The following is a 25,420-nucleotide window of genomic DNA, read 5'->3' as shown; positions in this document are numbered from 1 at the left end:
CGGGGCGTAGCCCCGGGATTGAATTGGAAAGGAAAGATGGGCGACTCCGCAGAGGGGTCTACGGCAGCGCAGGGCGCGCCGGAGATCGAGGACAGTAGCAGCAGCGCGCAGCGCGGCTTTTTCGGACGCATTTTTGAAGCGTTCACCACCCCCGAAATGGAAGAGAAAGGGGCACCGGAAGCTGGCGCGGCCGTCGAAGGGGCTTTGCCCGCGACAGTTCTGCCCGGCATCGGCAACCTGAGAAAACTCAGGGTAGAGGACGTCGCGATCCCGAAGGCCGAGATCATCGCGGTGCCTGTAACCATCGACAAGGAGGCGCTGGTCGAGACGTTCCGCGAAAGCGGCTTCTCCCGATTGCCGGTGTTCAAGGGGACGCTTGATTCGCCTATTGGCCTCGTCCACCTCAAGGACCTCGCGCTGGAGCACGGCTTCGGCAACGCGGGCGGACGCTTCAGCCTGCGAAAGCTGATCCGGCCGCTGCTCTTCGCGCCGCCGTCGATGCCGATCGGCGTTCTGCTTCAGAAGATGCAGAGCGAGCGCAGCCACATGGCTCTGGTCATCGACGAATACGGCGGCGTGGACGGGCTCGTGACGATCGAGGACCTGATCGAACAGGTCGTGGGCGAGATCGAGGACGAGCACGACACCGAGGAGGGCGCCTTCTGGGTCGAGGAGAAGCCGGGGCAATACCTCGTGCAGGCGCGCGCGCCGCTGGAGGAGTTCGAGGCCGAGATCGGGATCGATATCGCCAACGAGGAAGAGCGCGAGGAACTGGACACGCTTGGCGGGCTCGTCTTCATCGAGACGGGCCGGGTGCCGGCGCGCGGCGAAGTCATTCCGCACGAGAGCGGCGTGGAATTCGAGATCGTCGATGCGGACCCCCGCCGGATCAAGCGGCTGAGGGTCCGGCTTCCCCAGGCGGCACCGTAGACGATGATGGCGCTGAGGGCCGGGGGCTCGAGCTTGTGGCTCCGGCCGGGGTGGCGACGCCTCTTGCTCGGCGCGGCTCTTGGAGCCGTCACGGCCGCGGGACAGGCGCCCTTGGGGCTTTGGCCCGTCACGCTCGTGTCGCTATCCGCGCTGATCGCGCTCATGGCGTCCGAGGCGGACGTGTTCCGGGCCGCGAGGCTAGGCTGGGTTTCGGGCGCGGGCTATTTCGCCGGCGCGATGTTCTGGATCGTCGAACCGTTCATGGTCGAGCCGGAGCGCTATGCCTGGATGGCGCCCTTCGGGCTTCTGTTGATGGCCTTCGGGATGGCGCTGTTCTGGTTCGCGGCGGCGGGCGCGGCGGCCTGGATCGGGCGGCAAAGGCGGCGACGTGTGCTTGCCTTCGCCGTTGCGCTCGCCTCCGCGGAACTTGCGCGGGGCTACGTGCTGACGGGACTGCCCTGGGCTCTCCTCGGCCACATCTGGGTCGGAACGCCGGTGATGCAGGCGGCGGCCTATGTCGGGCCGATGGGGCTCACGATCCTGACGATCGGCCTTGCCGCGTTGCCGGTCATGGCCATGAGCCGGAGGCGGGGCGCTCTGCGCCTTGCTGTCGGGGTGGCCATCGTCGCTTCGCTCTGGGCGTTCGGCACGCTGCGGCTCAATGCGCCTGAGCCCGTCGTGGCGGACGCGCCGCTTCTGCGGCTGATCCAGCCCAACGCCGAGCAGCACCTGAAATGGCGCGAGGACATGGCGCGGCTGTTTTTCGAGCGGCAGGTGGCGCAGACGGCCGAGGTCGCCGAAAGGCGGCCCGACCTCGTGATCTGGCCGGAGACGGCCGTGCCGTGGCTTCTGGAGCGGCCTGGGTCCGCTCTCGAGATCATTGCCGAGGCGGCGGGTGGGGCTCCGGTTGCGCTGGGAATCCAGCGGGCGGAGGGCTTCCGCTTCTACAACAGCCTTGCCGTGATCGACGCGACGGGCACGCCGGTCTCCGTCTACGACAAGTTCCACCTCGTGCCCTTCGGCGAATACACGCCCTTCGGGGATCTCCTTGCCGACTTCGGGGTGAAGGCATTCGCGTCGCGGGAAGGATACGGTTACACGGCGGGTCCCGGGGCGGCGGTCATCGACCTTGGTCCCGTCCTCGGCAAGGTGCAGCCGCTCATCTGCTACGAGGCGGTGTTTCCGCAGGACCTGCGGGCAGCGCCGGAGAGGCCCGACTGGCTGTTGCAGGTGACGAACGACGGCTGGTTCGGAAAGGTCTCCGGCCCCTATCAGCACCTCGCCCAGGCGCGGCTTCGCGCCGTGGAGCAGGGGCTTCCCCTGATCCGCGTCGCGAATACGGGGGTGAGCGCGGTAATCGACGCGAAGGGCCGGATCCTCAGATCGCTGCCCCTCGGCGCGGTCGGAATCATCGATGCGGAACTGCCGCCCGCGCTCTACGCGACGCCCTATGCGCGCTGGGGTGACTGGCCTGTCGCGGCGCTCCTGTTTCTGGCGCTGGCCGGCCTCGTCGTGACGCGGCGCTCCGTCGCGCCTGACGCGGCGGCATAATCCATTGACCGTCGACAGGCAGAGGGATACTGAGGGTCCTCGAACTGTCACAACGGCTTCCTGGCGTGGCAGGGATCACCTAATGGAGCACCTTTCATGGCACGACAGAATTACGTCTTCACCTCCGAGAGCGTCTCGGAGGGGCATCCCGACAAGGTATGCGACCGGATATCCGACGCAGTCCTCGACACGTTCCTGACCGAGGAGCCGAACGCCCGCGTCGCCTGCGAGACGTTCGCCACGTCCGGCATGGTCGTGATCGGCGGCGAAGTGGGGCTGTCGGACCGCGAGAGGCTCAAGGACTACATGGGCCGGATCAGCCAGATCGCGCGCGACTGCATCAAGGATATCGGCTACGAGCAGGAGAAGTTCCACTGGAACACCTGCCACGTCCTGAATTTCCTGCACGAGCAGTCGGCCCACATCGCGCAGGGCGTGGACCGCGACGGGGCGGGCGACCAGGGGATCATGTTTGGCTATGCGGTCGACGAGACGCCGGAACTGATGCCCGCGCCGATCCAGTATGCCCACGCGATCCTGCGTCGGCTGGCGGAGGCGCGGAAGTCCGGCCAGGAGCCGACGCTGCGTCCCGACGCGAAGTCGCAACTTTCGGTGCGTTACGAGGGCGGAAAGCCCGTCGAGGTCACTTCGATCGTGCTGTCGACGCAGCATTCGGAGGAAAGCCAGACCTCGGACGACATTCGGGCCATCGTGGAGCCCTATATCCGCGAGGTCCTGCCCGAGGGCTGGATCACCGACAAGACCGAGTGGTGGGTAAACCCGACCGGGACGTTCGTCATCGGCGGACCGGACGGCGACGCGGGCCTAACGGGGCGCAAGATCATCGTCGACACCTATGGCGGCGCGGCGCCTCATGGCGGCGGGGCGTTCTCGGGCAAGGATCCGACGAAGGTGGACCGTTCGGCGGCATACGCGGCGCGCTATCTCGCGAAGAACGTCGTCGCGGCCGGCCTCGCGCGGCGCTGCACGCTGCAGCTGTCCTACGCGATCGGGGTCGCGAAGCCCCTGTCGATCTATGTCGACACGCACGGCACCGGCGAAGTCGACGAGGAGGCGATCGAGCGGGCGGTCGGAAAGGTCATGGACCTGACGCCGCGCGGCATCCGCACGCACCTCGGGCTCAACCGTCCGATCTACCAGCGCACGGCGGCCTATGGCCATTTCGGGCGGGAGCCCGAGGCTGACGGCGGTTTCAGCTGGGAGCGCACGGACCTTGTCGAGGCTCTGAAGGGCGCGGTCTGAAAGGCACCGGGGACTCGAAACCCCGGCGGCGACAGCTTATGTCGCGCATGGTCCGGGCAATGCCCGGGCCGATCCTCAGGAGAATGACATGGTCAAGACGGATGTATCGGGTCTTTCGCAGCTCGGCTCCTCGGTGAGCGCGCCGACCTCGCCCGAGGAAGCGGTGCTGGAGAAGGTTCCGGCCGGCCATTCCGGCACGTCCTACGTGGTGCGCTTCACCGCGCCGGAATTTACCTCGATCTGCCCGATGACCGGGCAGCCGGACTTCGCACATATCGTCATCGACTATATCCCGCGCGACTGGCTGGTGGAGTCGAAGTCGCTGAAGCTCTACCTCCACTCCTTCCGGAACCACGGCGCTTTCCACGAGGACTGCACGATCGACATCGCCAAGCGGCTGGTCGAGCTTCTGGACCCGGAATGGCTCCGGATCGGGGCCTACTGGTATCCGCGGGGCGGCATTCCGATCGACGTGTTCTGGCAGACCGGCGCGCCGCCGGAGGGGGTATGGATCCCCGACCAGGGCGTCGCGCCCTATCGCGGCCGGGGTTGAACGGGGCCTGCGGCCCGAATTGGGGGCCCCGGACCCGTTCCGGGGCGACGTTGGAATGAGCGAAGACAGTCAGGACCAGGTTCAGACGGAGTGGCGGAACTTCTACGGCCGCCGCCACGGCAAGACGCTGCGCGACAGCCAGCGCGTCTACCTTTCAGAGGACCTCGCGACGCTGAGCCTTCAGGGCGTCGACCGCGAGGAGAACCCCGAACGGCTGCCGCTCGACCTTGCCGAGGTCTTCGGCGGTGCGCGTGAGTTCTGGCTGGAGATCGGCTTCGGCGGCGGCGAGCACCTCGTGCACATGGCGGCCAGCTACCCGGAGATCGGCATCATCGGGGCGGAGCCCTTCGTCAACGGCGTCGCGATGCTTCTGGGCAAGATCCGGGCGGCGGGCGTAACGAACCTCGCCATTCATCCCGGCGACGCGCGCGATCTGATGGACGTGCTGCCGGAGGGATCGGTCGCCAAGGCGTTCCTCAACTATCCCGATCCCTGGCCGAAACGGCGCCACCACCGGCGGCGCTTCGTGACGCAGGATCACCTAGTGCCACTCGCGCGCGTGATGGCGCCGGGGGCGGAGTTCCGGATCGCGACCGACATTCCCGACTACGTGCGGCAGGCCGTTCAGGAGGTGCCGAAGGCGGGTTTCGAACTCGTCGCGCAAGGCGGCGAGCCCTGGGCTGACTGGATTTCCACGCGCTACGAGCAGAAGGCTCTCAGGGAAGGCAGGGTGCCGCATTACCTGACGTTCCGCCGGCGCTGAGCGCTTCCCGGCTCCGCCCGCGATCTTTTTTGCCGCAGTGGGACGGGCAGGGGCATGGACCGCCTTGCGAGCTTGCGGTATCACGCGGCCGGTCTTTCGAGGAGTTTCCCACATGTCCGTCCACGGTGAATCAGTCCCCATGACGTCGCGCCGCGCGGGGCCCCTTAAGGGCGTCGCGGAGGTGCCGGGGGACAAGTCCATCAGCCACCGCGCGCTGATCCTCGGCGCCCTCTCGGTCGGCGAGACGAAGGTCACCGGGCTTCTGGAGGGCCAGGACGTGCTGGACACCGCGAAGGCGATGCGCGCCTTCGGGGCCGAGGTCACGCGCCACGGCGAGGGTAGCTGGTCGGTGCACGGGGTGGGCGTTGGCGGCTTCGCAGAGCCCTCGGACGTGATCGATTGCGGGAACTCGGGGACGGGCGTCCGGCTCATCATGGGAACCATGGCGACCTCTCCGATCACCGCGACCTTCACGGGTGACGCTTCGCTCAGGAAGCGGCCGATGGGCCGTGTGACCGATCCGCTCTCGCTCTTCGGCGCGCGGGCCTATGGCCGGTCCGGCGGGCGGCTGCCGATGACGATCGTCGGCGCGGCGGACCCGGTGCCGGTGCGTTATGTGGTGCCGGTGCCCTCGGCGCAGGTTAAGTCCGCCGTTCTGCTGGCGGGCCTCAATGCTCCCGGCGAGACGGTGGTCATCGAGAAGGAGCCGACGCGCGACCATTCGGAGCGGATGCTCAAGGGCTTCGGCGCCACGCTGCGTTTCGAGGAGGTCGAAGAAGGCCGCGCGATCATCCTGACCGGGCGGCCGGAGCTTCTGCCGCAGGCCGTGGCCGTGCCGCGCGATCCGTCCTCGGCCGCGTTCCCGGTCTGCGCCGCCTTGATCGTCGACGGGTCGGAAATCCTGGTGCCGGGCGTCAGCCAGAACCCGACGCGGAACGGGCTTTACGTCACCCTCGTGGAGATGGGCGCCAACATCGCCTTCGAAAATCCGCGCGAAGAGGGTGGCGAGCCGGTCGCGGACCTGCGCGTCCGCTTCTCGGGCGACCTGAAGGGGATCGAGGTGCCGGAGGAGCGGGCGGCCTCGATGATCGACGAATATCCGATCCTGTCGGTGGTGGCGGCCTATGCCGAGGGCACGACCGTCATGCGGGGCGTCAAGGAACTGCGCGTCAAGGAAAGCGACCGGATCGACGCGATGGCCCGCGGGCTCGAGGCTTGCGGCGTGAAGATCGAGGAAGACGAGGATACGCTCATCGTCCATGGAATGGGGGCGGGCGGCGTGCCGGGCGGTGCGACCTGCAAGACCCATATCGACCACCGGATCGCGATGTCCTTCCTCGTCCTTGGTCTGGCGGCGAAGAACGCGGTGAGCGTTGACGACGGTTCGCCGATCGCGACGTCCTTCCCGGTCTTCGAGGATCTGATGGCGGGACTCGGCGCCGAGATCGCGCGCGGGTGACGCCGGGGGCAGGGGGGCTTTGCGCCCCCGCCGGTCCCGTCGGGCCGGCTCCCCTGAGGGAATTTGGGGCCAGAGGAAGGGGCCGGGGGTGACGCGATGATTTTCACCGTGGCGATCGACGGACCCGCGGCGGCGGGAAAGGGAACGATCGGGCGCGCGGTCGCCGAGCGTTTCGGGTTCGCGCATCTCGACACGGGGCTTCTCTACCGGGCGGTGGGCGCGAAGGTCGCGGATGGCGCCGATCCGGTCCAAGCGGCGCGCGGGCTGGCGCCTGAGGATCTTGGCCGGGGCGACCTGCGTTCGGCGGCGGCCGGCCAGGCGGCGAGCCAGGTGGCCGCGATCCCCGAGGTTCGGCAGGCCCTCGTCACGTTCCAGCGCGAGTTCGCCCGCCGCGAGGGCGGCGCGGTTCTGGACGGGCGCGACATAGGGACGGTGATCTGCCCGGAGGCAGAGGTTAAGCTTTACGTCACGGCGTCCGACGAGGTGCGGGCGCACCGCCGCTGGCTGGAGCTTCGGGAGAAGGACGCGGAAATATCCGAGGCGGCGGTTCTCGAGGACCTCCGCGCGCGGGACCGGCGGGACAGCGAGCGGGCGGCCGCTCCGCTCAGGCCGGCGGAGGATGCGCTCTTGCTAGATACGACGGAACTCTCTATATCCGCGGCAGTCCAGAAGGCGGTGGAAGCCATAGAAGAACGGATTGGGCAGGGTCGGGCGTAAGCCGCGGCCCTTTGTCGTTATCCGGGCCCCGGCGCCGGACGGACGCGCAACGAAAGACCGGCGGAGACAACCGCCTGGCCAGAAACACGTTTGAAAGGAACTTAACACGAATGTGCGCTAAGGCGACGATGGAGGAATTCGAAGCCCTCCTCAAAGAAAGCTTCGAGATCGACACCCCCGAAGAGGGCTCGGTCGTCAAAGGCAAGGTCATCGCCATCGAGGCTGGCCAGGCCATCATCGACGTCGGCTACAAGATGGAAGGCCGCGTCGAACTCAAGGAATTCGCGAATCCCGGCGAACAGCCCGACATCGCCGTTGGCGATGAGGTCGAGGTCTATCTCGACCGCGTGGAAAACGCGCGCGGCGAAGCCGTGATCAGCCGCGAGAAGGCCCGCCGTGAAGAAGCGTGGGACCGTCTCGAAAAGGCCTATGCCAACGAAGAGCGCGTCGAAGGCGCCATCTTCGGCCGCGTCAAGGGCGGCTTCACCGTGGACCTGGGCGGCGCTGTCGCGTTCCTCCCCGGCTCGCAGGTCGACGTCCGCCCCGTGCGCGACGCTGGCCCGCTCATGGGCATGAAGCAGCCGTTCCAGATCCTCAAGATGGACCGTCGCCGCGGCAACATCGTCGTGTCGCGCCGCGCGATCCTCGAGGAATCCCGCGCCGAGCAGCGCGCCGAGGTGATCAGCAGCCTCTACGAAGGTCAGGTGGTCGAAGGCGTGGTGAAGAACATCACCGAATACGGTGCGTTCGTTGACCTCGGCGGCGTTGACGGCCTGCTGCACGTCACCGACATGGCCTGGCGCCGCGTCAACCATCCGAGCGAGATCCTGAACATCGGTGAGACCGTCAAGGTCCAGGTGATCAAGATCAACAAGGAAACCCACCGCATCTCGCTGGGCATGAAGCAGCTCCAGTCGGATCCGTGGGATACGGTCGACCAGAAGTACCCGCTGGGTTCGGTCCACAAGGGCCGCGTGACCAACATCACCGACTACGGCGCATTCGTCGAGCTGGAGCCGGGGGTCGAGGGCCTCGTGCACGTCTCGGAAATGTCCTGGACGAAGAAAAACGTCCATCCCGGCAAGATCGTCTCCACCTCGCAGGAAGTGGACGTCATGGTGCTGGAGATCGACCAGGCGAAACGCCGCGTGTCGCTTGGCCTCAAGCAGACGATGCGCAACCCGTGGGAAGTCTTCGCGGAAACCCATCCGGTCGGCACCGTCATCGAGGGCGAAGTCAAGAACATCACCGAGTTCGGTCTGTTCGTTGGCCTCGAGAACGACATCGACGGCATGGTTCACCTTTCCGACCTGAGCTGGGACCAGCGCGGCGAGGAAGCGATCCAGAACTACCGCAAGGGCGACGTCGTGAAGGCGGTCGTCACCGAGGTTGACACCGAGAAGGAGCGCATCTCGCTCTCGATCAAGGCGCTGGGCGACGACACGTTCGGCGAGGCGATCGAAGGCGTGAAGCGCGGTTCGGTCATCACCGTCACGGTCACCAAGATCGAGGACGGCGGGATCGAGGTCGAATACAACGGCATGAAGTCGTTCATCCGTCGTTCCGACCTGTCGCGCGACCGTTCCGAGCAGCGTCCCGAGCGCTTCCAGGTGGGCGACCACGTGGACGTGCGCGTGACGAACGTGGACGCGAAGAACCGCAAGCTCGGCCTGTCGATCAAGGCACGCGAGATCGCGGAAGAAAAGGAAGCAGTCGAGCAGTATGGCTCGTCGGACTCCGGCGCTTCGCTCGGCGATATCCTTGGCGCGGCGCTCAAGGGTTCGTCCGACAAGTAATCCGCCCCCGAGAGGGAGCGACGAGAACGGCCCCGCCCCGCGGGGCCGTTTTTCTTTGCGGCGAATCGGTTGGCTGCCCAGCGACCTTCATGGCGCGGCGACGCGCCCGAGGCCCGGCGATGCTGCGCTGCGGCGGCGTCGGGAAGGCCGCATTGGCAGCCCGGCAGCGGGAAAATCCACAGCATTCCAAGGGTTTCTTATTCCTACCCACAGTGTTTCCGCATATAGTTTATTCGGAAACGAGATCAGACGGCTGACGAGGCTGCACCAGGGGGGCGTTGATGATCCGGTCGGAACTCATCCAGAAGATTGCCGAAGAAAACCCACATCTTTTTCAGCGTGACGTCGAACGGATCGTGAATACGATCTTTGAAGAAATCATCGAGGCCCTGGCGCGGGGCGACCGTGTCGAACTGAGGGGTTTCGGCGCGTTTTCCGTTAAGAAACGCGACGCCCGGACGGGCCGGAATCCGCGCACCGGAGAGGCCGTCGACGTCGAAGAGAAATTTGTTCCGTTCTTCAAGACCGGAAAGCTCTTGCGCGACCGCCTGAACGAGGGCTAGGTCTGGCGCATGCTGCGCAAACTTCGATACCTGTTCCTCGTCCTTCTGGGCATCCTGCTCCTGATCGTGGCTCTCGCGAACCGCGATCCGGTCGTGTTGCGACTCCTGCCCGAGGGGACCGGCGATTTCCTCGGCATCGGCTGGGCCATGGAGTTGCCCCTTTTCATCGTGATCTTCGCGGGCATCGTCGCGGGACTGCTGATCGGTTTCGTCTGGGAATGGTTCCGGGAAGCCAAGCACCGGTCCGAGGCTAACCGCAAGGGGCGCGAGGTCGAGAAGCTGGAGCGCGAGGTTTCGCGCCTGAGGGACGAGAAGGCGGAACCGAAGGACGAGGTTCTGGCGCTTCTTGAGAAGCCAGCCGCGGGACGCTAAGTCACGCAAGATGGACACCCGGGTAAAGATCTGCGGCCTGCGCGAGGCCTCCCATGTCGCTGCCGCCGTGGAAGCGGGGGCCAATTACGTCGGCTTCGTCTTTTTCGCGAAGTCGCCACGCCACGTGACCATTGACGAGGCGCGCGCGCTGGCGCTCGAGGTGCCTCCGGGGGTCGTCAAGGTCGGCCTGGTGGTGGACCCGACGGATGCGGAACTCGACGCGATTCTGGATGCGGTGCCGCTCGACATGCTCCAGCTTCACGGCAAGGAAAGCCCGGAGCGTGTGGCCGAGGTGCGCAAGCGCTGCGGCCTGCCGGTGATGAAGGCCGTTGGCATTGCCGATGAGGCCGATCTTCCCGCACTCGATGCCTATGTGAAGGCCGCCGACCAGATCCTGGTGGACGCGAAGCCGCCGAAAGGGGCGCCGCTGCCCGGTGGCAACGCGATAGCCTTCGACTGGCGGCTGATCGCCGGCCGGCGCTGGCCCTGCCCCTGGATGCTCGCGGGCGGGCTCACGCCCGAGAATGTGGCTCAGGCGATCCACCTGACAGGCGCGCGGCAGGTCGATGTGTCTTCGGGCGTGGAAAGCGCGCCGGGTGTGAAGGACGAGGCGCTGATCCGCGCCTTCATCAAGGCGGCCAGGGGAGAAGCTGCGGCATGATCCGGTTCCGTGAGGCGGAGACAGAGGACGTGCCTGCGGTGGTTGCGCTGTTGCGCGACGACGCGCTCGGCGCGGCGCGGGAGGGCGAGGATCCTGGCGGCTACCTCGCGGCCTTCGAGCGGATGCGGGGCGAGGGCGCCAATCACCTGATCGTCGGCGAGGACGAGGCGGGCCGGATCGTCGGAACCTACCAGATCACCTTCATCTCTGGCCTCTCGCTGCGGGCGGCGCGGCGGGCGCAGGTGGAATCGGTCCGCGTGGCGGCCGATTTGCGCGGGGCTGGGGTCGGCGCGGCGATGATGGCCGATGCCGAGGCGAGGGCACGGGCGGCGGGCTGCCGGCTGATCCAGCTGACCACCAACGCGACACGGGAGCGCGCCCGAGCCTTCTACGAAGGGCTCGGCTTTACCCCGTCCCACATTGGCTTTAAACGCGAACTGACCTGAGGGGGAGGCGAGGATGGCCGAGGACCTGATCAACAGCTACATGACCGGCCCGGACGAGAACGGCCGGTTCGGGATTTTCGGCGGGCGCTTCGTTTCGGAAACGCTGATGCCGCTCATTCTCGACCTTGAGAAGGAATACGAGAAGGCCAAGACCGACCAGACCTTCTGGGCGGAGATGGACGATCTCTGGAAGCACTACGTCGGTCGACCCTCGCCCCTCTACCACGCGCAGCGCCTGACCGAGCATCTGGGCGGCGCGAAGATCTACATGAAGCGCGACGAGCTGAACCATACCGGCGCGCACAAGATCAACAACGTGCTCGGCCAGATCATCCTCGCCCGCCGCATGGGCAAGACGCGCATCATCGCCGAAACCGGCGCGGGCCAGCATGGCGTGGCCACCGCTACCGTCTGCGCCAAGTTCGGCCTGAAGTGCGTGGTCTACATGGGCGCACATGATGTCGAGCGGCAAGCGCCGAACGTCTTCCGGATGCGCCTGCTCGGTGCCGAGGTGATCCCGGTCACGTCAGGTCGCGGGACGCTCAAGGATGCGATGAACGATGCGCTCAGGGACTGGGTGACGAACGTACGCGACACGTTCTACTGCATCGGCACGGTGGCGGGCCCGCACCCCTACCCGGCGATGGTGCGCGACTTCCAGTCGATCATCGGCAAGGAGGTGCGCTGGCAACTCGCCGAGCAGGAGGGCGAAGGCCGCCTTCCCGACACGGTCATCGCCGCGATCGGCGGCGGTTCGAACGCGATGGGACTGTTCTACCCGTTCCTCGACGATCCTTCGGTGCGGATCATCGGAGTGGAAGCGGGCGGCAAGGGCGTTGACGACAGGATGGAGCATTGCGCCTCGCTCACCGGCGGGCGGCCGGGCGTGCTGCACGGCAACCGCACCTACCTCCTGCAGGACGACGACGGGCAGATCCTCGAGGGCTACTCGATCTCCGCCGGGCTCGACTATCCCGGCATCGGTCCCGAGCATTCATGGCTGCATGAAACCGGGCGGGCGGAATACGTCTCGATCACGGACAAGGAAGCGCTGGAGGCGTTCCAGCTCTCCTGCAAGCTCGAGGGGATCATTCCGGCGCTGGAGCCGAGCCACGCGCTGGCCCACGTGATGAAGATCGCGCCGACGCTCCCCAGGGACCACATCATCGTCATGAACATGTGCGGCCGGGGCGACAAGGACATCTTCACGGTGGCCAAGCACCTCGGCTTCGACATGAAGATCTGATTCTCGCGGCGCCAGGGAAAATCCTGGCGCCGTCGCGGATCTTTCCGCCCTCGTCAGCCATGCCAGCGCATAAACCTGGGTTTATGACTGTTTTTGCAGGATTTTTTCCGCACGCCTAAACCTTCGGGCAATGGTGCATCCTTGATCCTCGGAAGAGATTGGTCACATCCGGGAGGTGTGGCTTGGCCGTCCCCATCCGGCTCACCCGAAGACAAGAGAGGACAGAAGATGACTATCAGGCAGAAACTTGTGATGACGGCTGCGGCGGTGGCTCTTTCGGCGGGCATGGCTTTCGCCAGTGAGGTGACGGACGCGATCGTCGCGGATCTGACCGACCAAGGCTTCGAGAGGATCCACGTCAAGGTCGGCACGAGCGAAATCAAGGTGGAGGCCACGAAGCCCGGAACCAAGGTGGAGCAGGTCTACACGGCCGACGGGATCCTGGTGAAGGAAGAGATCACCGAGGGTGGCATCGAGACCGAGCGCACTTACGCCCCCGACGGCTCGCTCATCAGCGAAAAAAGCGAGGCCGCGGACGACGAAGACGATGACGAAGACGATGACGACGAAGACGAAGATGACGACGACGATCATGACGACGATCATGACGACGATCATGACGACGATCATGACGACGACGACGATGACGACGGCGGCGATGATGACGACGGAGACGACGACTGAAGCATCGGCTCACGTTCGGGGCGGCGGGTTTCCGCGGCCCCGACCCAGTGATTCTTGCGAGTGGTTTGGTCTTAGCCAATAGTGGCGGCGGCGGTCGTCCGCCTGCACGGGGCCCGGCAACGGTATGAAGCGTAGAACATTTATTGGTTTGGCAGGCGCGGCTTTGCTGTTCGCGACGCCTGTTTTTGGTCAGGGCGTTGTCGACTCGGTCGTGACCCAACTCCGCGAACAGGGCTACACTTCGATCACGATCGGCCGCACGCTGCTCGGACGTACGCGCATCGTTGCGCTGAGCGACCGTTACCGGCGCGAGATCATCATCAACCCCCGCACGGGCGAAATCCTTCGCGACTTCTGGCAGGTTCTCGGGGCGGGGCAGGAGACGGGCGGTGGCGCTCGTCTGATCGATCCGTCGGAGATGGGCGATGATGATGACGACGGCGTGGGCGGCAGCCGGGACGACGACCACGACGACGATGACGACAGCGATGACGACGACAGCGATGACAGCGACGACGACGGCGGCGATGACGATGGCAGCGACGACGACTGAGCGACGGGACCCGCTGTTTGCGCCTCGAATACCGGCGAGGGAACGAAGGTGAACTGAAGCGTGAAAGGCTGGCTGCTTGTCCTCACCGTTCTCCTGCTTCAGGCGCTCTGCGCCTTCTTCTTCGTGTCCGACATCGTGCTTTCAGTCTTCGGGATCTATGCCCAGCCGATCAGTTGGCAGACGCGGGAATACCTGGAAATCGGTGCGTCCCTTGGCCTGTTGCTCGGCCTCGTGATGGGAGCGATGCTGCTCTATCGTTCGATCCGCGCCCATCGACTTGCGGAAGAGAAGCTTCGTCGCGCATCGGGCGCGTTCATGGAACTGCTCGCGGAGAGGATGGCGGAATGGGGGCTCACCCCGGCCGAGCAGGACGTGGCCCTGTTCGCGATCAAGGGCATGAGCACGCAGGAGATAGCCGCGCTCCGGAACACATCCGAGGGTACGGTCAAGGCGCAGACCAACGCGATCTATCGGAAGGCAGGGGTCAGCGGCCGTCCGCAACTCCTGAGCCTTTTCATCGATGACCTGATGGACGACCGGCCAATGCCCCTGCGGACGGAGGAGACGGCGGTGGAACCCGCGCCAGTGAAGTGAAGAAGCGCGGCCGCCGGATCACTCCGCGTATCGGCTCAGAACGTCCAACGGCACGATGTCGAGCGCACGCGCATGGGTGGCCGCGAGGCGGACCTTGGGCGCGCAGCCTTCGTCATGGGCCTGAAGGAAGCGTGACGCGCAGAGGCACCACTGATCGCCGGGTTTGAGGCCGGCGAAGCGGAGTTCCGGGCGCGGCGTGGAAAGGTCGTTGCCCACGTATTTGGAAAAGGCGAGGAACTCCGCCGTCATCACCGCGCAGACCGTGTGGCTGCCCCGGTCCTCGGCGCATGTGTTGCAGTGCCCGTCCCGGAAGAACCCGGTCAGGGGATCCTGCGAACAGGGCTGCAGCGCTTCGCCCAGGACGTTCAGGGAAGGGTCCTTTTCCACTCTCGACCTCACTCGGACAGGTGCGCGGCGAGGCTTCGGAACATCGCAAGGCTGTCCTCGAAGACGCCGGCTTCCCGGAATTGGCGATCGGCGCTCGTGACGGCGACGACAACGCCTGCTGGACGGTTCACGTAGACATATTGGCCGTAGACCCCGCGGGCAAGGAACTCGCCCTCGGGGCCGGTTTCGGGGATCCACCACTGGTAGCCATAGCGCAACTCGCCGGGCACCGTTGGGGCCGAGGGACGCGTGCTTTCAAGCGCCCAGTCGCGGGGAACGATCTGGCGGCCATTCCAGAAACCTTCCTGGAGGAACATCTGCCCGAAGCGGGCGAAGTCGCGGGTCCGCATGTTGAGCCCGCCCGTCACGAAGGCCGTGCCGTAGATGTCGGTCAGGTAATAGGGTTCCGATTCCAGCCCCATCGGCGCCACTATCCTTTCGGAGATGAGGTCCGGTATCGCCCGCCCCGTTGCGCCGCGCGCCACCATCCCCAGAACATGCGTGTCGATCGAGACGTACTGCCATTTCTCCCCAGGCGGCGCCATGCGCCCGCCAAGACGCATCGCGAACTTGTCCATCGAGCCGCCAATCGCGAGAACGCGGCCCATCCGGTTTATGTCGCTCCAGAAGTCGAGGTAGTCCTCGTTGAACTCCACGCCCGAGGCCATGTTCAGCACGTTGCGAATGCTCGCGCCGTCATAGGCGCTGCCACGCAGTTGCGGGGCGTATTTCACCACCTCGTCGTCCAGGCTTTCCAGGTGGCCCTCGGCCACGAGGACCCCGAAAAGCGCGGAGAACCAGGATTTCGCGACCGACCAGGTGACGCGCAGATCATCCTGCCCGGTGCCCTGCAGGTAGGATTCATGCACGATCGCGCCGTTCTCGAGCACGACGATGGACGTGACGGCGTGGCGTGCGAGCCAGTCCTCCCAGCCCTCGGGGGCGGACATGGGCGCCCCCCGTGGCAGTTCCGAGACCGGGCCGGCGCCGCGCGGGACCGGCGTCGTGTGGAACAGCTCGTTCATGTTGCTGAAATTGTGAACGATCCGGTCCGGCGCAAAGAGCGTCATCACGGCTCTCAGCCGAACCAGTTCCGCGCGCTTCCAGTACGCCAGCACCCCGAGCGCCACTGTCAGGATGAGCAGGCCCGTCATGGCCCATATCCGAAATCGCCGCATCTCCACGCTCTCCATCCTGCGACATCAGCATGTGGAGCGGATCCTGGCAATGGAACCTCAGCGGAACTTGTCGACGAGCTTCTGGAGAGGCGAGCGCCGGTCTTCGGGCTCCACCTCCGGCTTGGGTTCCGGAGGACTCTCCTCGGCCTTCGGTGACTTGGACGAGCGTGGCGGGTTCACGCGCAGCGCGACGGCGTTCTGGAACCCGGCGGTATCGCCGGCGGCGAGCGCGGGGGCGCCGTCGGAAATGCCGCGCATGAGGTCGTCGAGCCACGCCTCGTCGGCCTTTGCGAAGTCGTGCAGGACGTAGGAGGCCACGAGGTCCTTGTGTCCTGGGTGGCCGATGCCCAAGCGCACGCGCCCGTAGCTTTCGCCGATATGGGCGTGGATCGAGCGCAGGCCGTTGTGCCCCGCGTGGCCGCCGCCCTGCTTCACCCGGCACTTGCCCGGGGCGAGGTCTAGTTCGTCGTGAAAGACGACGACGTCGGACGGCTCGAGTTTAAGGAAGCGCATCGCTTCCCCGACGCTCTGGCCCGAGAGGTTCATGAAGGTCTGGGGCTTCAGGAGCACGACCTTTTCGCTCCCAAGCCGTCCTTCCGCGATCGCGCCCTGGAATTTCGAGCGCCACGGCGTGAACCCGTGATCGGCGGCGATCCGGTCCACGGCCATGAAGCCGATGTTGTGGCGGTTGCCCGCGTATTTCGCCCCGGGGTTCCCGAGGCCCACGAAAAGGCGCATCGTCGAGTATCCGTATCGTCCGGCGAGAGACTATGGCGGGGGCGGCAGCCCTGCAATGACCGGGCAAAGAAAAACGCGGAACCTTTCGGTCCCGCGTTTCCAAACTTCCCGGGAGATGAGGATTATTCCTCTTCGCCCTCGGCCTCTTCTTCGGCAGCTTCTTCGCCTTCGGCCGAACGCAGACCCGACGGCGCCGCGATGTTGGCGATGACGAAGTTCCGAGCGATCGTCGGCTTCGCGCCTTCCGGCAGCGCGATGTCGTTGATGTGGATCACGTCGCCGATCTGAAGGCCGGTGAGGTCCACAGTGATGTGATCGGGGATGTCACCCGCGGTCACTTCAAGCTCGACTTCCGGACGGACGATCGTCAGCGTGCCGCCGCGCTTCAGTCCCGGGGCCTTGTCGTGGTTGACGAAGGTCACGTGGATGAAGAGGTTGATCCGCGAGGTGCGGCGCAGGCGCATCAGGTCGATATGCGTCGGCAGGTCCTTCACCACGTCGCGCTGGACGTTGCGGCAGATCACGCGGACGTCTTCGTGGCCATCGACCTTCAGGTTGAAGAGCGTGGACAGGAAGCGGCCCTGGCGAAGCCGGGTCAGGAGCTTGTTGAAATCGACGTTGATCGGAAGCGGGTCTTGCCCACCGCCGTAGACGATGCCGGGTACGTGGCCCTCACGACGGGCTTGACGGGCGGCCCCCTTGCCTGTCCCCGTCCGTACCTCGGCGATAAGATCGGGGATCTCACCAGCCATTTGGTCTCTCCATAATGTTAGGCGGACATCCTCCAAGGGTGCATGCCCGCGAGGCCGCCCCCTTACACGGGAACGGGGCGGATGGGAAGCGGAATCTCCGGTTCCGCGCGCGCGGGAACGGCGAAACATGTCTTGACTGTTGCACCGCGCCGCAAGAGTGCTAGCCAGACGGCGGGGCGGATGGCGTCCCGGTCCGTATCTTGGGGGCAGGCATGTCCATCATCCAGGCAGCGCGGGTAAGCCGCGCGCCGATCGCCGGACTCGCTGCGGTCGGCGTGTTCTGGGGCGGCTTCGCGGCGCTGGTGCCCGAGATCAAGGCGCAGGCCGGTGCCTCCGACGCGGAGTTCGGCACCGCGCTGATCATGTCCGCCGTGGGCGGCATGCTGTCGATGTATCTTTCGCCGCGCGTGGCCGTTGCCCTCGGGCGGCGGATCCTGCCCCTGTCGGGCGCGGCGCTTTTCCTGGCCCTGTTCCTGCCGATCATGGCCGACAGCGTTCCCAGCCTGGGGCTCGCGCTCTTCGGCATGGGGGCCGCGGTGTCGATGCTCGACATCTCGGCAAATGTCCGGATCAGCCAACTCGAGGAGCGGCACCGCCTGCACCTCATGAACCTCAACCACGCCATGTTCTCCTTCGGCTTCGCAGGCTCCGCCTTTGCGACGAGCATTGCCCGGAAGGCGGGCTTCGGCGCGGCGGAGATCCTGCCCTTCGTGGCACTTGCCTGTCTCGCCCTCGCCGGGGCGATGGTGGAAGGGCGCGGCTGGCTCGCCGCCGAGCAGAAGGGGGACGGTGGGGACGGGCGATCGCCCTGGGGGGTCATCCTGCCCGCCGCCGCGATCCTGTTCGCCGCCTTCATATGCGAGAACGCGACAGAAGCCTGGTCGGCGCTGCATATCGAACGCACGCTCGGCGGCGCGGCGGGGGAGGGCGGCTTCGGCCCGATGATGCTGGGCCTGACCATGGGCTTCGGTCGCTTGTCGGGCCAGTTCGCGGCCGCGCGGCTAGGGGAGGCGGGGCTGATCCTGTGGTCCGCCGCGCTTGGCGTCGTGGGCGCGATCGTCATCGGTCTCGCGCCCGTTCAGGCGGTCGCGGTCCTTGGCGTCGGCCTCCTCGGCCTCGGCGTCGCGGTCGTCGTGCCTTCGGCCAATTCGATCCTCGGGCGCCTCGTGCATCCGGACCTGCGCGGCTTCGCGATCTCCCGCGCGTGGATGATCGGCTTCACGGGATTCTTCATCGGCCCAACGGCGATGGGGCTGATCGCGGAGTTCGCGGGGCTCAGGGTCGCCTTCCTGGTCATCGCCTGCGTGATGGCGACCCTCATTCCCTGGACGCGGATGCTGCAGCGCCGGGGCGGCTAGCCCGGTCAGTGATAGGCGTCGAAATACCCGCTGGGGATAAGCAGGTTGTCCCGGCGCAGGTTGTTCACGTCGCGTTCGCCGCAGAGCGCCATGGAGATGTCGAGCTCCTTGTGGATCACCTCCAGGGCCTTCGTCACGCCCTTCTCGCCCATCGCGCCGAGGCCATAGATGTAGCTGCGGCCGATGTAGGTGCCCTTCGCGCCGAGGGCGAGCGCCTTCAGCACGTCCTGACCGGACCGGATGCCGCTGTCGAGGTGCACCTCGGTCTTGTCGCCGACGGCGCGGACGATTTCGGGCAGCATCCGGATCGACGACAGCGCGCCGTCAAGCTGGCGGCCGCCGTGGTTAGAGACGACGATCGCATCCGCGCCGAAATCCGCCGCGCGGCGAGCATCCTCGGCGTCGAGGATGCCTTTCAGGATCAGCTTGCCGCCCCACATGTCCTTGATCTGGCGGATCTTGTCCCAGTCGAGGCGCGGGTCGAACTGTTCGGCCGTCCATGACATTAGCGAGTTCAGGTTCTGAACCCCCTTGGCATGGCCGACGATGTTGCGGAAGGTGCGCCGCTTCGTGCCGAGCATCCCGAGGCACCACTGCGGCTTCGTCGCGAGGTTCAGAAGGTTCTTGAGCGTCAGCCGCGGCGGCGCGTTCAGGTCGTTCTTCAGGTCCTTGTGCCGCTGGCCGAGGATCTGAAGGTCGAGCGTCAGGACGAGGGCCGAGCACTTGGCCTTCTTCGCGCGCTCGATCATCCCCGCGACAAAATCCTTGTCGCGCATCACGTAGAGCTGGAACCAGAACGGCTTCGTCGTGGCCTCGGCCACGTCCTCGATCGAGCAGATCGACATGGTGGAGAGCGTGAAGGGCACGCCGAACTTCTCGGCGGCGCGGGCGGCCTTGATCTCGCCGTCGGCGCACTGCATGCCGGTCATCCCGACGGGGGCGAGCGCGACGGGCATCGCGACGTCCTGGCCGATCATCTGCGATTTCGTCGTGCGGCCTTCCATGTTCACCGCGACCTTCTGTCGGAGCCGGATGTCGGCGAAATCGGTGGTGTTTTCGCGGAAGGTCTGTTCCGTCCAACTTCCGCTTTCGCAGTAGTCGAAGAACATCCGGGGCGCGCGCCGCTCGTGGAGGCGCTTCAGGTCGTCAATGCAGGTAATGGCAGGCATGCGCTGCGCTCCTTCGCCGGGATTGGTTAGGTTGGTTTGCCAATTCGTGGCGGAATTGGCAATGGCGCAGTCGGGGACTTGCGTTCCCCTGTGCGGCGGTATCGGATGACCGCGCGGTGAGAGGTGGACATGAGCATCATTCTCTGGGGACTTCTTGGCAGTCTGCTAGCGGGGCTGATGACATCTGTCGGCGCGGTCCCGGTGCTCTATGGCCGCACCATCAGCCGGGCCTGGAACGACCGCCTGCTGGGCTTCGCCGCGGGCGTCATGCTGGCGGCCTCGTTCTTCTCGCTGATCCTTCCGGGGATCGAGGCGGCGGAGGCGCGCTATGGCAGTTCGACGATCGCGGCGCTGATCGCCGTCGGGGGTATCGTCCTGGGGGTCGTCGCGGTCGCGGGGCTGAACGAACTTCTCCCGCATGAGCACTTCATCGAGGGCAGGGAGGGCGTCGACGCGGGTGCGATGTCCCGGATCTGGCTGTTCATCATCGCGATCACCATCCACAACTTCCCGGAAGGAATGGCCGTCGGCATAGGCTTCGGAGGCGGCGACATCACGAACGGCATGACGCTGGCGACGGGGATCGGGCTGCAGAACGCGCCCGAAGGGCTCGCCGTCGCCGTGGCCTTGAGAGGGCAGGGCTACGGCAAGCTTCGCGCCTTCGCCATCGCGACGCTCTCGGGGCTTGTCGAGCCGGTCGGCGGGCTGATCGGCGTGGCGGCCGTGACATTGTCAGAGCCGATCCTGCCCTGGGGGCTTGCCTTCGCGGCTGGCGCGATGATCTACGTTATCAGCCACGAGATCATCCCCGAGACCCACCGCCACGGGCATCAGAACGCCGCAACGACGGGGCTGACGATCGGCCTTGTGCTGATGCTGTTCCTCGACGTCTCGCTGGGCTAGCCGCGCAGGCGCCCGTCAGGCGCTATGGGCACCGTCCGCGAGGCTTTTCACGAAGGCGAGGATGTCGGGCACGGAATGCTTTTCCTCGATCATCTTCACGATCGCCGAGCCGACGACGGCGCCATCCGCCACCGAGGCGATGGCGCGCGCGGTTTCCGGCGAGCGGATGCCGAAGCCCACGATCAGCGGAAGATCGGTCTTTGCCTTGATGCGGGCGACTTCCGGACCCACCTCGGCGGCCTCGGCGGCCGCGGCCCCGGTGATGCCGGTGATGGAGACGTAATAGACGAAGCCCGATGTGTTCTGCAGCACCTTGGGCAGGCGCCGGTCGTCGGTCGTGGGCGTCGCGAGGCGGATGAAGTTGAGCCCCGCGTCCTGTGCCGGGATGCAGAGCTCGGCGTCCTCCTCGGGGGGAAGGTCGACGACGATGAGGCCATCCACGCCGGCGGCTTTCGCGTCCACCAGGAACTTGTCGACGCCCCGGTTATAGATCGGGTTGTAGTAGCCCATCATGACGATCGGCGTGGTCTGGTCGGCCTTGCGGAATTCGGCCGCCATGTCGAGCGTCTTCTGGAGCGTCTGCCCGGCTTCGAGCGCGCGCTGCCCCGCCATCTGGATCGTCGGCCCGTCGGCCATCGGATCGGTGAACGGAATGCCAAGCTCGATGATGTCCACGCCGGCGGCGGGCAGGCCCTTCACGATCTCGAGCGACGTGGCATAGTCCGGGTCGCCCGCCATGACGTAGGCGACGAAGGCCTTTCGCCCCGCGGCGCGAAGTTCGGCGAATTTCTGGTCGATCCGGGTCATGCTTGGTCCCTCTCCTCAGGCCCGGCAGATGTGCAGAAAACCGGCGCGGAAATCAATGCCCGTCAACCCTGAAGCGCGCTGATCATCCAATGCGTCCCGAAACGGTCCTTCACCATGCCGAAGCCGGGGGCAAAGAAAGTCGGCCCGAACGGCATGATGACCGAGCCGCCCTCGGCCAGCGCGTCGCACAGGGCGGCGCCTCGTGTCGCGTCGGGAACGTCGAACATGATGCTGACGGCGGCCTGTTTGTCACCCGTGCCCGGGGGGAAGTCGCTGGCCATCAGCGGGGCACCTTTCACGGTGAACTGCGAATGCATGACGCGGTCGGACCGTGCGACGTCGCCCGCTTCGGGCGGGGCCTCCGAATAGCGCATGATCTGCAGGTCGGTCGCGCCGAAGAGACCGGCGTAGAAGGTCATCGCCTCGGCACAGGTGCCGTCGAAATGGATATAGGGGGTGAAGCTCATCATGCGCCTCCGCAACTCGGGTCTGCGGGCAGACTAGGCCCCGCCCGGCTCCCGCGCAAAGGGTGTTGAATGTGGCGACTGCGCCAGGCGGGTTGTCGTGACGCCCCGCTTTTGCGGTATTGCGCGCCAATGCCCAAAGCCCGTTCCAATCCGGCGCTCGGGCCGCCTTCGGTTGCGCCCGGGCTTGACCCCGGCCCCGGCCTGCCCATAGAACCCGCCGTCAACGCGACCGGAGGGTGTGCAGAATGGGTTTCAGGATGGGGATCGTCGGGCTGCCGAACGTGGGCAAGTCGACGCTGTTCAACGCGCTGACGCGCACCGCCGCGGCGCAGGCCGCCAACTTCCCCTTCTGCACGATCGAGCCGAACGTGGGCGAGGTCGCCGTGCCCGACAAGCGGCTTGACACGCTTGCGAAAATCGCCGGATCGAAGCAGATCATCCCGGCGCGGATCACCTTCGTCGACATCGCGGGCCTCGTGAAGGGCGCCTCGAAGGGTGAGGGGCTCGGCAACCAGTTTCTCGCGAATATCCGTGAGGTCGATGCGATCGCGCATGTGCTTCGCTGTTTCGAGGACGGCGACATCACCCATGTCGAGGGTCGGGTAGACCCGATCGAGGACGCACAGACGATCGAGACGGAACTGATGCTAGCCGACCTCGAGTCGGTGGAGCGGCGGCTTCAGAACATCGCCCGCAAGATCAAGGGCGGCGACAAGGAGGCGCTGGCGCAGGAGCGGCTTCTGAAACAGGCGCTCGAGGCGCTCGAAAGCGGCCGCCCCGCCCGGACCGTCAAGGTGGACGCCGAGGACGCGAAGGCCTGGGCGATGCTCCAGCTCCTGACCTCGAAGCCCGTCCTCTACGTCTGCAACGTCGAGGAGTCTTCCGCCGGGACCGGGAACGCGCTTTCCGACCGCGTGGCCCAGATGGCCGCCGAGCAGGGCGCGGGCCACGTCGTTATCTCCGCCCGGATCGAGGAAGAGATCAGCCAGCTCGACCGCGAGGAGGCCGAGATGTTCCTTCAGGAAATGGGCCTTGAGGAGCCCGGCCTCGACCGCCTGATCCGCGCGGGATACGATCTTCTCGGCCTTCAGACCTACTTCACCGTAGGCCCCAAGGAGGCCCGCGCCTGGACGATCCGCAAGGGCACTCTCGCCCCGCAGGCCGCCGGCGTGATCCATGGCGACTTCGAACGCGGCTTCATCCGCGCCGAAACCATCGCCTACGAGGACTACGTTGCACTCGGGGGCGAAGCGGGCGCGCGCGAAGCCGGCAAGCTCCGCGTGGAAGGCAAGACCTACGAGGTCAAGGACGGGGACGTGCTGCACTTCCTCTTCAATGCCTGAGCAGACCTGAAACCGCCGATATTGCCCTTGTCCTCCCCCGCAGAATGCGGATAAACCCGTCGGCGGAGACGTGGCCGAGTGGTCGAAGGCACACCCCTGCTAAGGGTGCAGACGGGAAACCGTCTCGAGGGTTCGAATCCCTTCGTCTCCGCCATCATCCCTGTCGTGAACACGGACAGGCGCCCCACGCGGCGCGGAAATAGTCGTGTTTTCAAAGGGCTTTGCCTCCCCCATTCGAACCTCTGAGTCTGCGCCCCAAGCCCGTTCTGGGCTCTGAACGGCGCTTCGTCTCTGTTCGGGCGAACCTCGCCGAATTCGGTTCGGTTGGATTTTATCACGCTTTTTCAATAGCCTGACTCGCAGCACCGCCAAAACTGTGCGCCCTGTTTCCATTGCTTATCGAGCGAAACAGAGTTCGAACATGCAGGAGGCGCAGCAGATGCGTGCGCTGGCCAGAAGGCGCGCAGCGGTACGGGCGGTTTGCGGAGTGGCTTTTGCTCGGCAAAGTCTATTCTCGTCTGCTCAATCCCAAGCGCATCGTGATCGCTTCGAGCCATGTTCTTTCATTCAGCCCAGGTCGCCCAAGCACAGCGCAGATTGAAACGTCACCCTCAACATTTGAACCGGGCACATGCTGCTCTTACGCGACTGATCGAGATGGGGATTGCGGGTAGCAAGGCGTCTGACGTTCGACGATCCCAGCGCAGCCAAGCACCGAAGCCGTCGTGGTGAGCTGGGCGAATGCGACATCTGCACAGGTTAGATCCTCGCTCGACCGCGTCTGACAGGCTCCAGTCAAGCCAGCCAATACAAGGCATATTGACATAGCCAGATTTTGGCTCATATAAAGGGTCACAAACTGGCTAAGGATGTCGATATGCGCACAGAACACATGGAACATCGGATGCGCCAGCGTGGCATCTCCGAGGAAGAGATCAGCGTGGTCCTCGAACTCGGTGAGTGGAACGCTCGCGCAGACCGCCTTGTCTTGTCCGGGGACGCATGTGCCCGGGCGGAAAGGGCGCTCAGGAATGAAATCGCGGCGCTCGAACGCAGAGCCAAGGAGCAGCGTGACCTGTGGAGGAATGAAGGATGAACTGCGAAGAGATCGATCGGAAGCGGATGAGGCTGAAAGTCCTTGAACGTCTGCGTCGGGCTGGTGGAGCGACGCTGGCTATCGGGGATGACGGAGCAACCCAGATCACGGTTTTCCGCAACACCAAGAGGTTCCGTCACAACGCCAAGAGGTATTGCCGTGGCTGAAGAGCATACCCGATCTTTCACGACAAAGCGTGGGGAATTCACTGTCCGTGTTATGCAGGACAAACTTGCTGCGCATGCAGAAGAGGACGTCAGGCACGCCAAGAGCGACCGAAAGTTCAACATCCGCGTAAAGCAGGATGATGTGTGCCTGCTAGACGCACTCGCCAAGACTCACGGAGTGACGCGATCAACGCTGATCAATCAGATCCTGCATGACATCCTGCGCGACGAACTACTGAGCATCGAAGAAGGTGATGCGCGGGTCCTGTTGGCTCACGTCGCAGATTTGTCTGCATCGTACGACGATCTGTCTCTGCCTTGGGTCTATGACGCATTGGGTCCCAACTTTCGACACATGCTTCACAGCATGTTGGAGTACAGCAACCCACATGGCCAACCACCGGACGTGAGTATGCCAGCAGGGTATCAGTACACGGAAGAAGACTATCGCAGCCCCACCTATCTCGGCCTGCGTGACAAACTGAAAGGTCTGGCTAAGTGACCAACGGAATCCTGTCCAAACTGATTAACGAAATCAGCGAAGCTCAAGCGGACGCACGCGCCGAGAGTTACTCCATGGTCAATGTGCGGCCCGGCGATAAGGTCGCAGTGATGCTTGACCTTCTCTCCAAGCTGGCGGGCAAGAGCCCCTCCGCGCTGATTACAGATGAGATTTCGCGCCGCCTGGCCGAGTATGCTGCATCTTCGACAATCAACGCGGATGCGATCATGGATGCTGCAGAGCATGCTCTTGAGCGCGAACATGCTTACGGTTTCCAGGAAGGCAGTGCGCTCGACTATCTCCAGAAAGCTGGCATCCTAGAAATTGAAGACCCCATCAAGAAGCAAATGGGGGAAATCCTCATTTCGTCCAAGAAGATTTGATATCGGAGCGGATATTTCA

Annotated in this window: 29 protein-coding genes, 1 tRNA gene and 1 riboswitch; of the genes, 23 read left to right on the top strand and 7 right to left on the bottom strand. The window is 65.3% G+C overall.

The features are described from left to right. Positions 1-156 precede the first annotated feature (156 nt). The 16 genes from ABCN56_RS14675 (at position 157) to ABCN56_RS14600 (ending at position 14,151) form a co-directional block, all read left to right on the top strand. On the top strand, positions 157-930 hold the full coding sequence (locus ABCN56_RS14675; protein WP_425466111.1) for a hemolysin family protein: 774 nt from the start codon (positions 157-159) through the stop codon (positions 928-930). Between the two features lie 6 nt (positions 931-936). Next, on the top strand, positions 937-2,481 hold the full coding sequence (gene lnt, locus ABCN56_RS14670) for an apolipoprotein N-acyltransferase (protein WP_343081575.1): 1,545 nt from the start codon (positions 937-939) through the stop codon (positions 2,479-2,481). Positions 2,482-2,522: 41 nt separating this feature from the next. Continuing rightward, positions 2,523-2,571: riboswitch (SAM-SAH riboswitch) on the top strand. 6 nt (positions 2,572-2,577) lie between these two features. After that, positions 2,578-3,744 (top strand): methionine adenosyltransferase, encoded by a 1,167-nt coding sequence (gene metK / locus ABCN56_RS14665; RefSeq protein WP_343081574.1) that lies wholly within the window; start codon positions 2,578-2,580, stop codon positions 3,742-3,744. An 88-nt stretch (positions 3,745-3,832) separates the two neighbouring features. Next, positions 3,833-4,297: a preQ(1) synthase gene (gene queF / locus ABCN56_RS14660; protein ID WP_343081573.1), complete on the top strand. Its 465-nt coding sequence runs from the start codon at positions 3,833-3,835 to the stop codon at positions 4,295-4,297. Between the two features lie 55 nt (positions 4,298-4,352). Beyond that, the gene (trmB, locus tag ABCN56_RS14655) at positions 4,353-5,060 is read left to right on the top strand and encodes a tRNA (guanine(46)-N(7))-methyltransferase TrmB (RefSeq protein ID WP_343081572.1); all 708 of its coding nucleotides are present in this window, start codon (positions 4,353-4,355) and stop codon (positions 5,058-5,060) included. Between the two features lie 112 nt (positions 5,061-5,172). Beyond that, positions 5,173-6,519: a 3-phosphoshikimate 1-carboxyvinyltransferase gene (gene aroA / locus ABCN56_RS14650; protein ID WP_343081571.1), complete on the top strand. Its 1,347-nt coding sequence runs from the start codon at positions 5,173-5,175 to the stop codon at positions 6,517-6,519. Between the two features lie 96 nt (positions 6,520-6,615). Beyond that, on the top strand, positions 6,616-7,236 hold the full coding sequence (locus ABCN56_RS14645; protein ID WP_343081570.1) for a (d)CMP kinase: 621 nt from the start codon (positions 6,616-6,618) through the stop codon (positions 7,234-7,236). A 110-nt stretch (positions 7,237-7,346) separates the two neighbouring features. After that, the gene (gene rpsA / locus ABCN56_RS14640) at positions 7,347-9,032 is read left to right on the top strand and encodes a 30S ribosomal protein S1 (protein WP_343081569.1); all 1,686 of its coding nucleotides are present in this window, start codon (positions 7,347-7,349) and stop codon (positions 9,030-9,032) included. 281 nt (positions 9,033-9,313) lie between these two features. After that, positions 9,314-9,595, top strand: coding sequence for an integration host factor subunit beta (gene ihfB, locus ABCN56_RS14635; protein ID WP_343081568.1), 282 nt, complete (start codon positions 9,314-9,316; stop codon positions 9,593-9,595). Positions 9,596-9,604: 9 nt separating this feature from the next. Next, the gene (locus tag ABCN56_RS14630; RefSeq protein WP_343081567.1) at positions 9,605-9,967 is read left to right on the top strand and encodes a lipopolysaccharide assembly protein LapA domain-containing protein; all 363 of its coding nucleotides are present in this window, start codon (positions 9,605-9,607) and stop codon (positions 9,965-9,967) included. Between the two features lie 10 nt (positions 9,968-9,977). Next, positions 9,978-10,628 carry a phosphoribosylanthranilate isomerase gene (locus tag ABCN56_RS14625; protein WP_343081566.1) on the top strand — a complete coding sequence of 217 codons (651 nt, stop codon included), beginning with the start codon at positions 9,978-9,980 and terminating at the stop codon, positions 10,626-10,628. After that, positions 10,625-11,074, top strand: coding sequence for a GNAT family N-acetyltransferase (locus ABCN56_RS14620; protein ID WP_343081565.1), 450 nt, complete (start codon positions 10,625-10,627; stop codon positions 11,072-11,074). The genes ABCN56_RS14625 and ABCN56_RS14620 overlap by 4 nt, the downstream gene beginning before the upstream one ends. Before the next feature lie 13 nt (positions 11,075-11,087). Then, complete coding sequence (gene trpB / locus ABCN56_RS14615) at positions 11,088-12,320, top strand: tryptophan synthase subunit beta (protein WP_343081564.1); 1,233 nt, start codon at positions 11,088-11,090, stop codon at positions 12,318-12,320. A 228-nt stretch (positions 12,321-12,548) separates the two neighbouring features. Then, positions 12,549-13,004, top strand: a complete 456-nt coding sequence (locus ABCN56_RS14610; protein WP_343081563.1) for a PepSY domain-containing protein — start codon at positions 12,549-12,551, stop codon at positions 13,002-13,004. Between the two features lie 124 nt (positions 13,005-13,128). After that, positions 13,129-13,557, top strand: a complete 429-nt coding sequence (locus tag ABCN56_RS14605; RefSeq protein WP_343081562.1) for a hypothetical protein — start codon at positions 13,129-13,131, stop codon at positions 13,555-13,557. Between the two features lie 60 nt (positions 13,558-13,617). Further along, entirely contained in the window at positions 13,618-14,151 is a 534-nt protein-coding gene (locus ABCN56_RS14600) for a helix-turn-helix transcriptional regulator (RefSeq protein ID WP_343081561.1), read from the top strand. Positions 14,152-14,169: 18 nt separating this feature from the next. On the opposite strand, the gene ABCN56_RS14595 is transcribed toward ABCN56_RS14600, so the two are convergent. The 4 genes from ABCN56_RS14595 to ABCN56_RS14580 all read right to left on the bottom strand — a co-directional run bounded on the left by ABCN56_RS14595 (position 14,170) and on the right by ABCN56_RS14580 (position 17,206). Then, positions 14,170-14,538: a DUF2237 family protein gene (locus ABCN56_RS14595; RefSeq protein ID WP_343081560.1), complete on the bottom strand. Its 369-nt coding sequence runs from the start codon at positions 14,536-14,538 to the stop codon at positions 14,170-14,172. Between the two features lie 8 nt (positions 14,539-14,546). Next, positions 14,547-15,692: a serine hydrolase domain-containing protein gene (locus tag ABCN56_RS14590; protein ID WP_343081559.1), complete on the bottom strand. Its 1,146-nt coding sequence runs from the start codon at positions 15,690-15,692 to the stop codon at positions 14,547-14,549. Positions 15,693-15,773: 81 nt separating this feature from the next. Beyond that, a complete protein-coding gene (gene pth, locus ABCN56_RS14585; RefSeq protein ID WP_343081558.1) occupies positions 15,774-16,454 on the bottom strand; it encodes an aminoacyl-tRNA hydrolase in 681 nt (226 codons plus the stop codon). Between the two features lie 122 nt (positions 16,455-16,576). Beyond that, on the bottom strand, positions 16,577-17,206 hold the full coding sequence (locus tag ABCN56_RS14580; RefSeq protein WP_343081557.1) for a 50S ribosomal protein L25/general stress protein Ctc: 630 nt from the start codon (positions 17,204-17,206) through the stop codon (positions 16,577-16,579). Between the two features lie 212 nt (positions 17,207-17,418). On the opposite strand from ABCN56_RS14580, the gene ABCN56_RS14575 reads away from it, so the two are divergent. Further along, a complete protein-coding gene (locus tag ABCN56_RS14575) occupies positions 17,419-18,564 on the top strand; it encodes an MFS transporter (RefSeq protein ID WP_343081556.1) in 1,146 nt (381 codons plus the stop codon). Between the two features lie 5 nt (positions 18,565-18,569). On the opposite strand, the gene ABCN56_RS14570 is transcribed toward ABCN56_RS14575, so the two are convergent. Beyond that, positions 18,570-19,733: an alpha-hydroxy acid oxidase gene (locus ABCN56_RS14570; RefSeq protein ID WP_343081555.1), complete on the bottom strand. Its 1,164-nt coding sequence runs from the start codon at positions 19,731-19,733 to the stop codon at positions 18,570-18,572. A 129-nt stretch (positions 19,734-19,862) separates the two neighbouring features. On the opposite strand from ABCN56_RS14570, the gene ABCN56_RS14565 reads away from it, so the two are divergent. Further along, complete coding sequence (locus ABCN56_RS14565) at positions 19,863-20,636, top strand: ZIP family metal transporter (RefSeq protein WP_343081554.1); 774 nt, start codon at positions 19,863-19,865, stop codon at positions 20,634-20,636. A gap of 15 nt (positions 20,637-20,651) precedes the next feature. Here ABCN56_RS14565 and trpA read toward each other — a convergent pair whose 3' ends face one another. Further along, positions 20,652-21,443, bottom strand: a complete 792-nt coding sequence (trpA, locus tag ABCN56_RS14560) for a tryptophan synthase subunit alpha (RefSeq protein ID WP_343081553.1) — start codon at positions 21,441-21,443, stop codon at positions 20,652-20,654. Positions 21,444-21,505: 62 nt separating this feature from the next. Continuing rightward, positions 21,506-21,910: a VOC family protein gene (locus ABCN56_RS14555; RefSeq protein WP_343081552.1), complete on the bottom strand. Its 405-nt coding sequence runs from the start codon at positions 21,908-21,910 to the stop codon at positions 21,506-21,508. A gap of 245 nt (positions 21,911-22,155) precedes the next feature. Here ABCN56_RS14555 and ychF point away from each other — a divergent pair, with 245 nt between their 5' ends. The 5 genes from ychF (at position 22,156) to ABCN56_RS14530 (ending at position 25,401) form a co-directional block, all read left to right on the top strand. After that, the gene (gene ychF, locus ABCN56_RS14550; protein ID WP_343081551.1) at positions 22,156-23,253 is read left to right on the top strand and encodes a redox-regulated ATPase YchF; all 1,098 of its coding nucleotides are present in this window, start codon (positions 22,156-22,158) and stop codon (positions 23,251-23,253) included. Positions 23,254-23,317: 64 nt separating this feature from the next. Then, positions 23,318-23,407, top strand: a tRNA-Ser gene (locus ABCN56_RS14545). Between the two features lie 723 nt (positions 23,408-24,130). After that, complete coding sequence (locus ABCN56_RS14540; RefSeq protein ID WP_343081550.1) at positions 24,131-24,349, top strand: DUF4258 domain-containing protein; 219 nt, start codon at positions 24,131-24,133, stop codon at positions 24,347-24,349. Positions 24,350-24,508: 159 nt separating this feature from the next. Further along, positions 24,509-25,018 (top strand): hypothetical protein, encoded by a 510-nt coding sequence (locus tag ABCN56_RS14535; RefSeq protein WP_343081549.1) that lies wholly within the window; start codon positions 24,509-24,511, stop codon positions 25,016-25,018. Then, positions 25,015-25,401, top strand: coding sequence for a hypothetical protein (locus ABCN56_RS14530; protein ID WP_343081548.1), 387 nt, complete (start codon positions 25,015-25,017; stop codon positions 25,399-25,401). The genes ABCN56_RS14535 and ABCN56_RS14530 overlap by 4 nt, the downstream gene beginning before the upstream one ends. Positions 25,402-25,420 lie beyond the last annotated feature (19 nt).

Origin of the sequence: Ostreiculturibacter nitratireducens (assembly GCF_032670585.1) — a bacterium.
In the GTDB taxonomy this organism is placed as follows: Bacteria; Pseudomonadota; Alphaproteobacteria; order Rhodobacterales; family Rhodobacteraceae; genus Ostreiculturibacter; species Ostreiculturibacter nitratireducens.
This window is presented reverse-complemented; position numbering and strand designations above follow the sequence as displayed.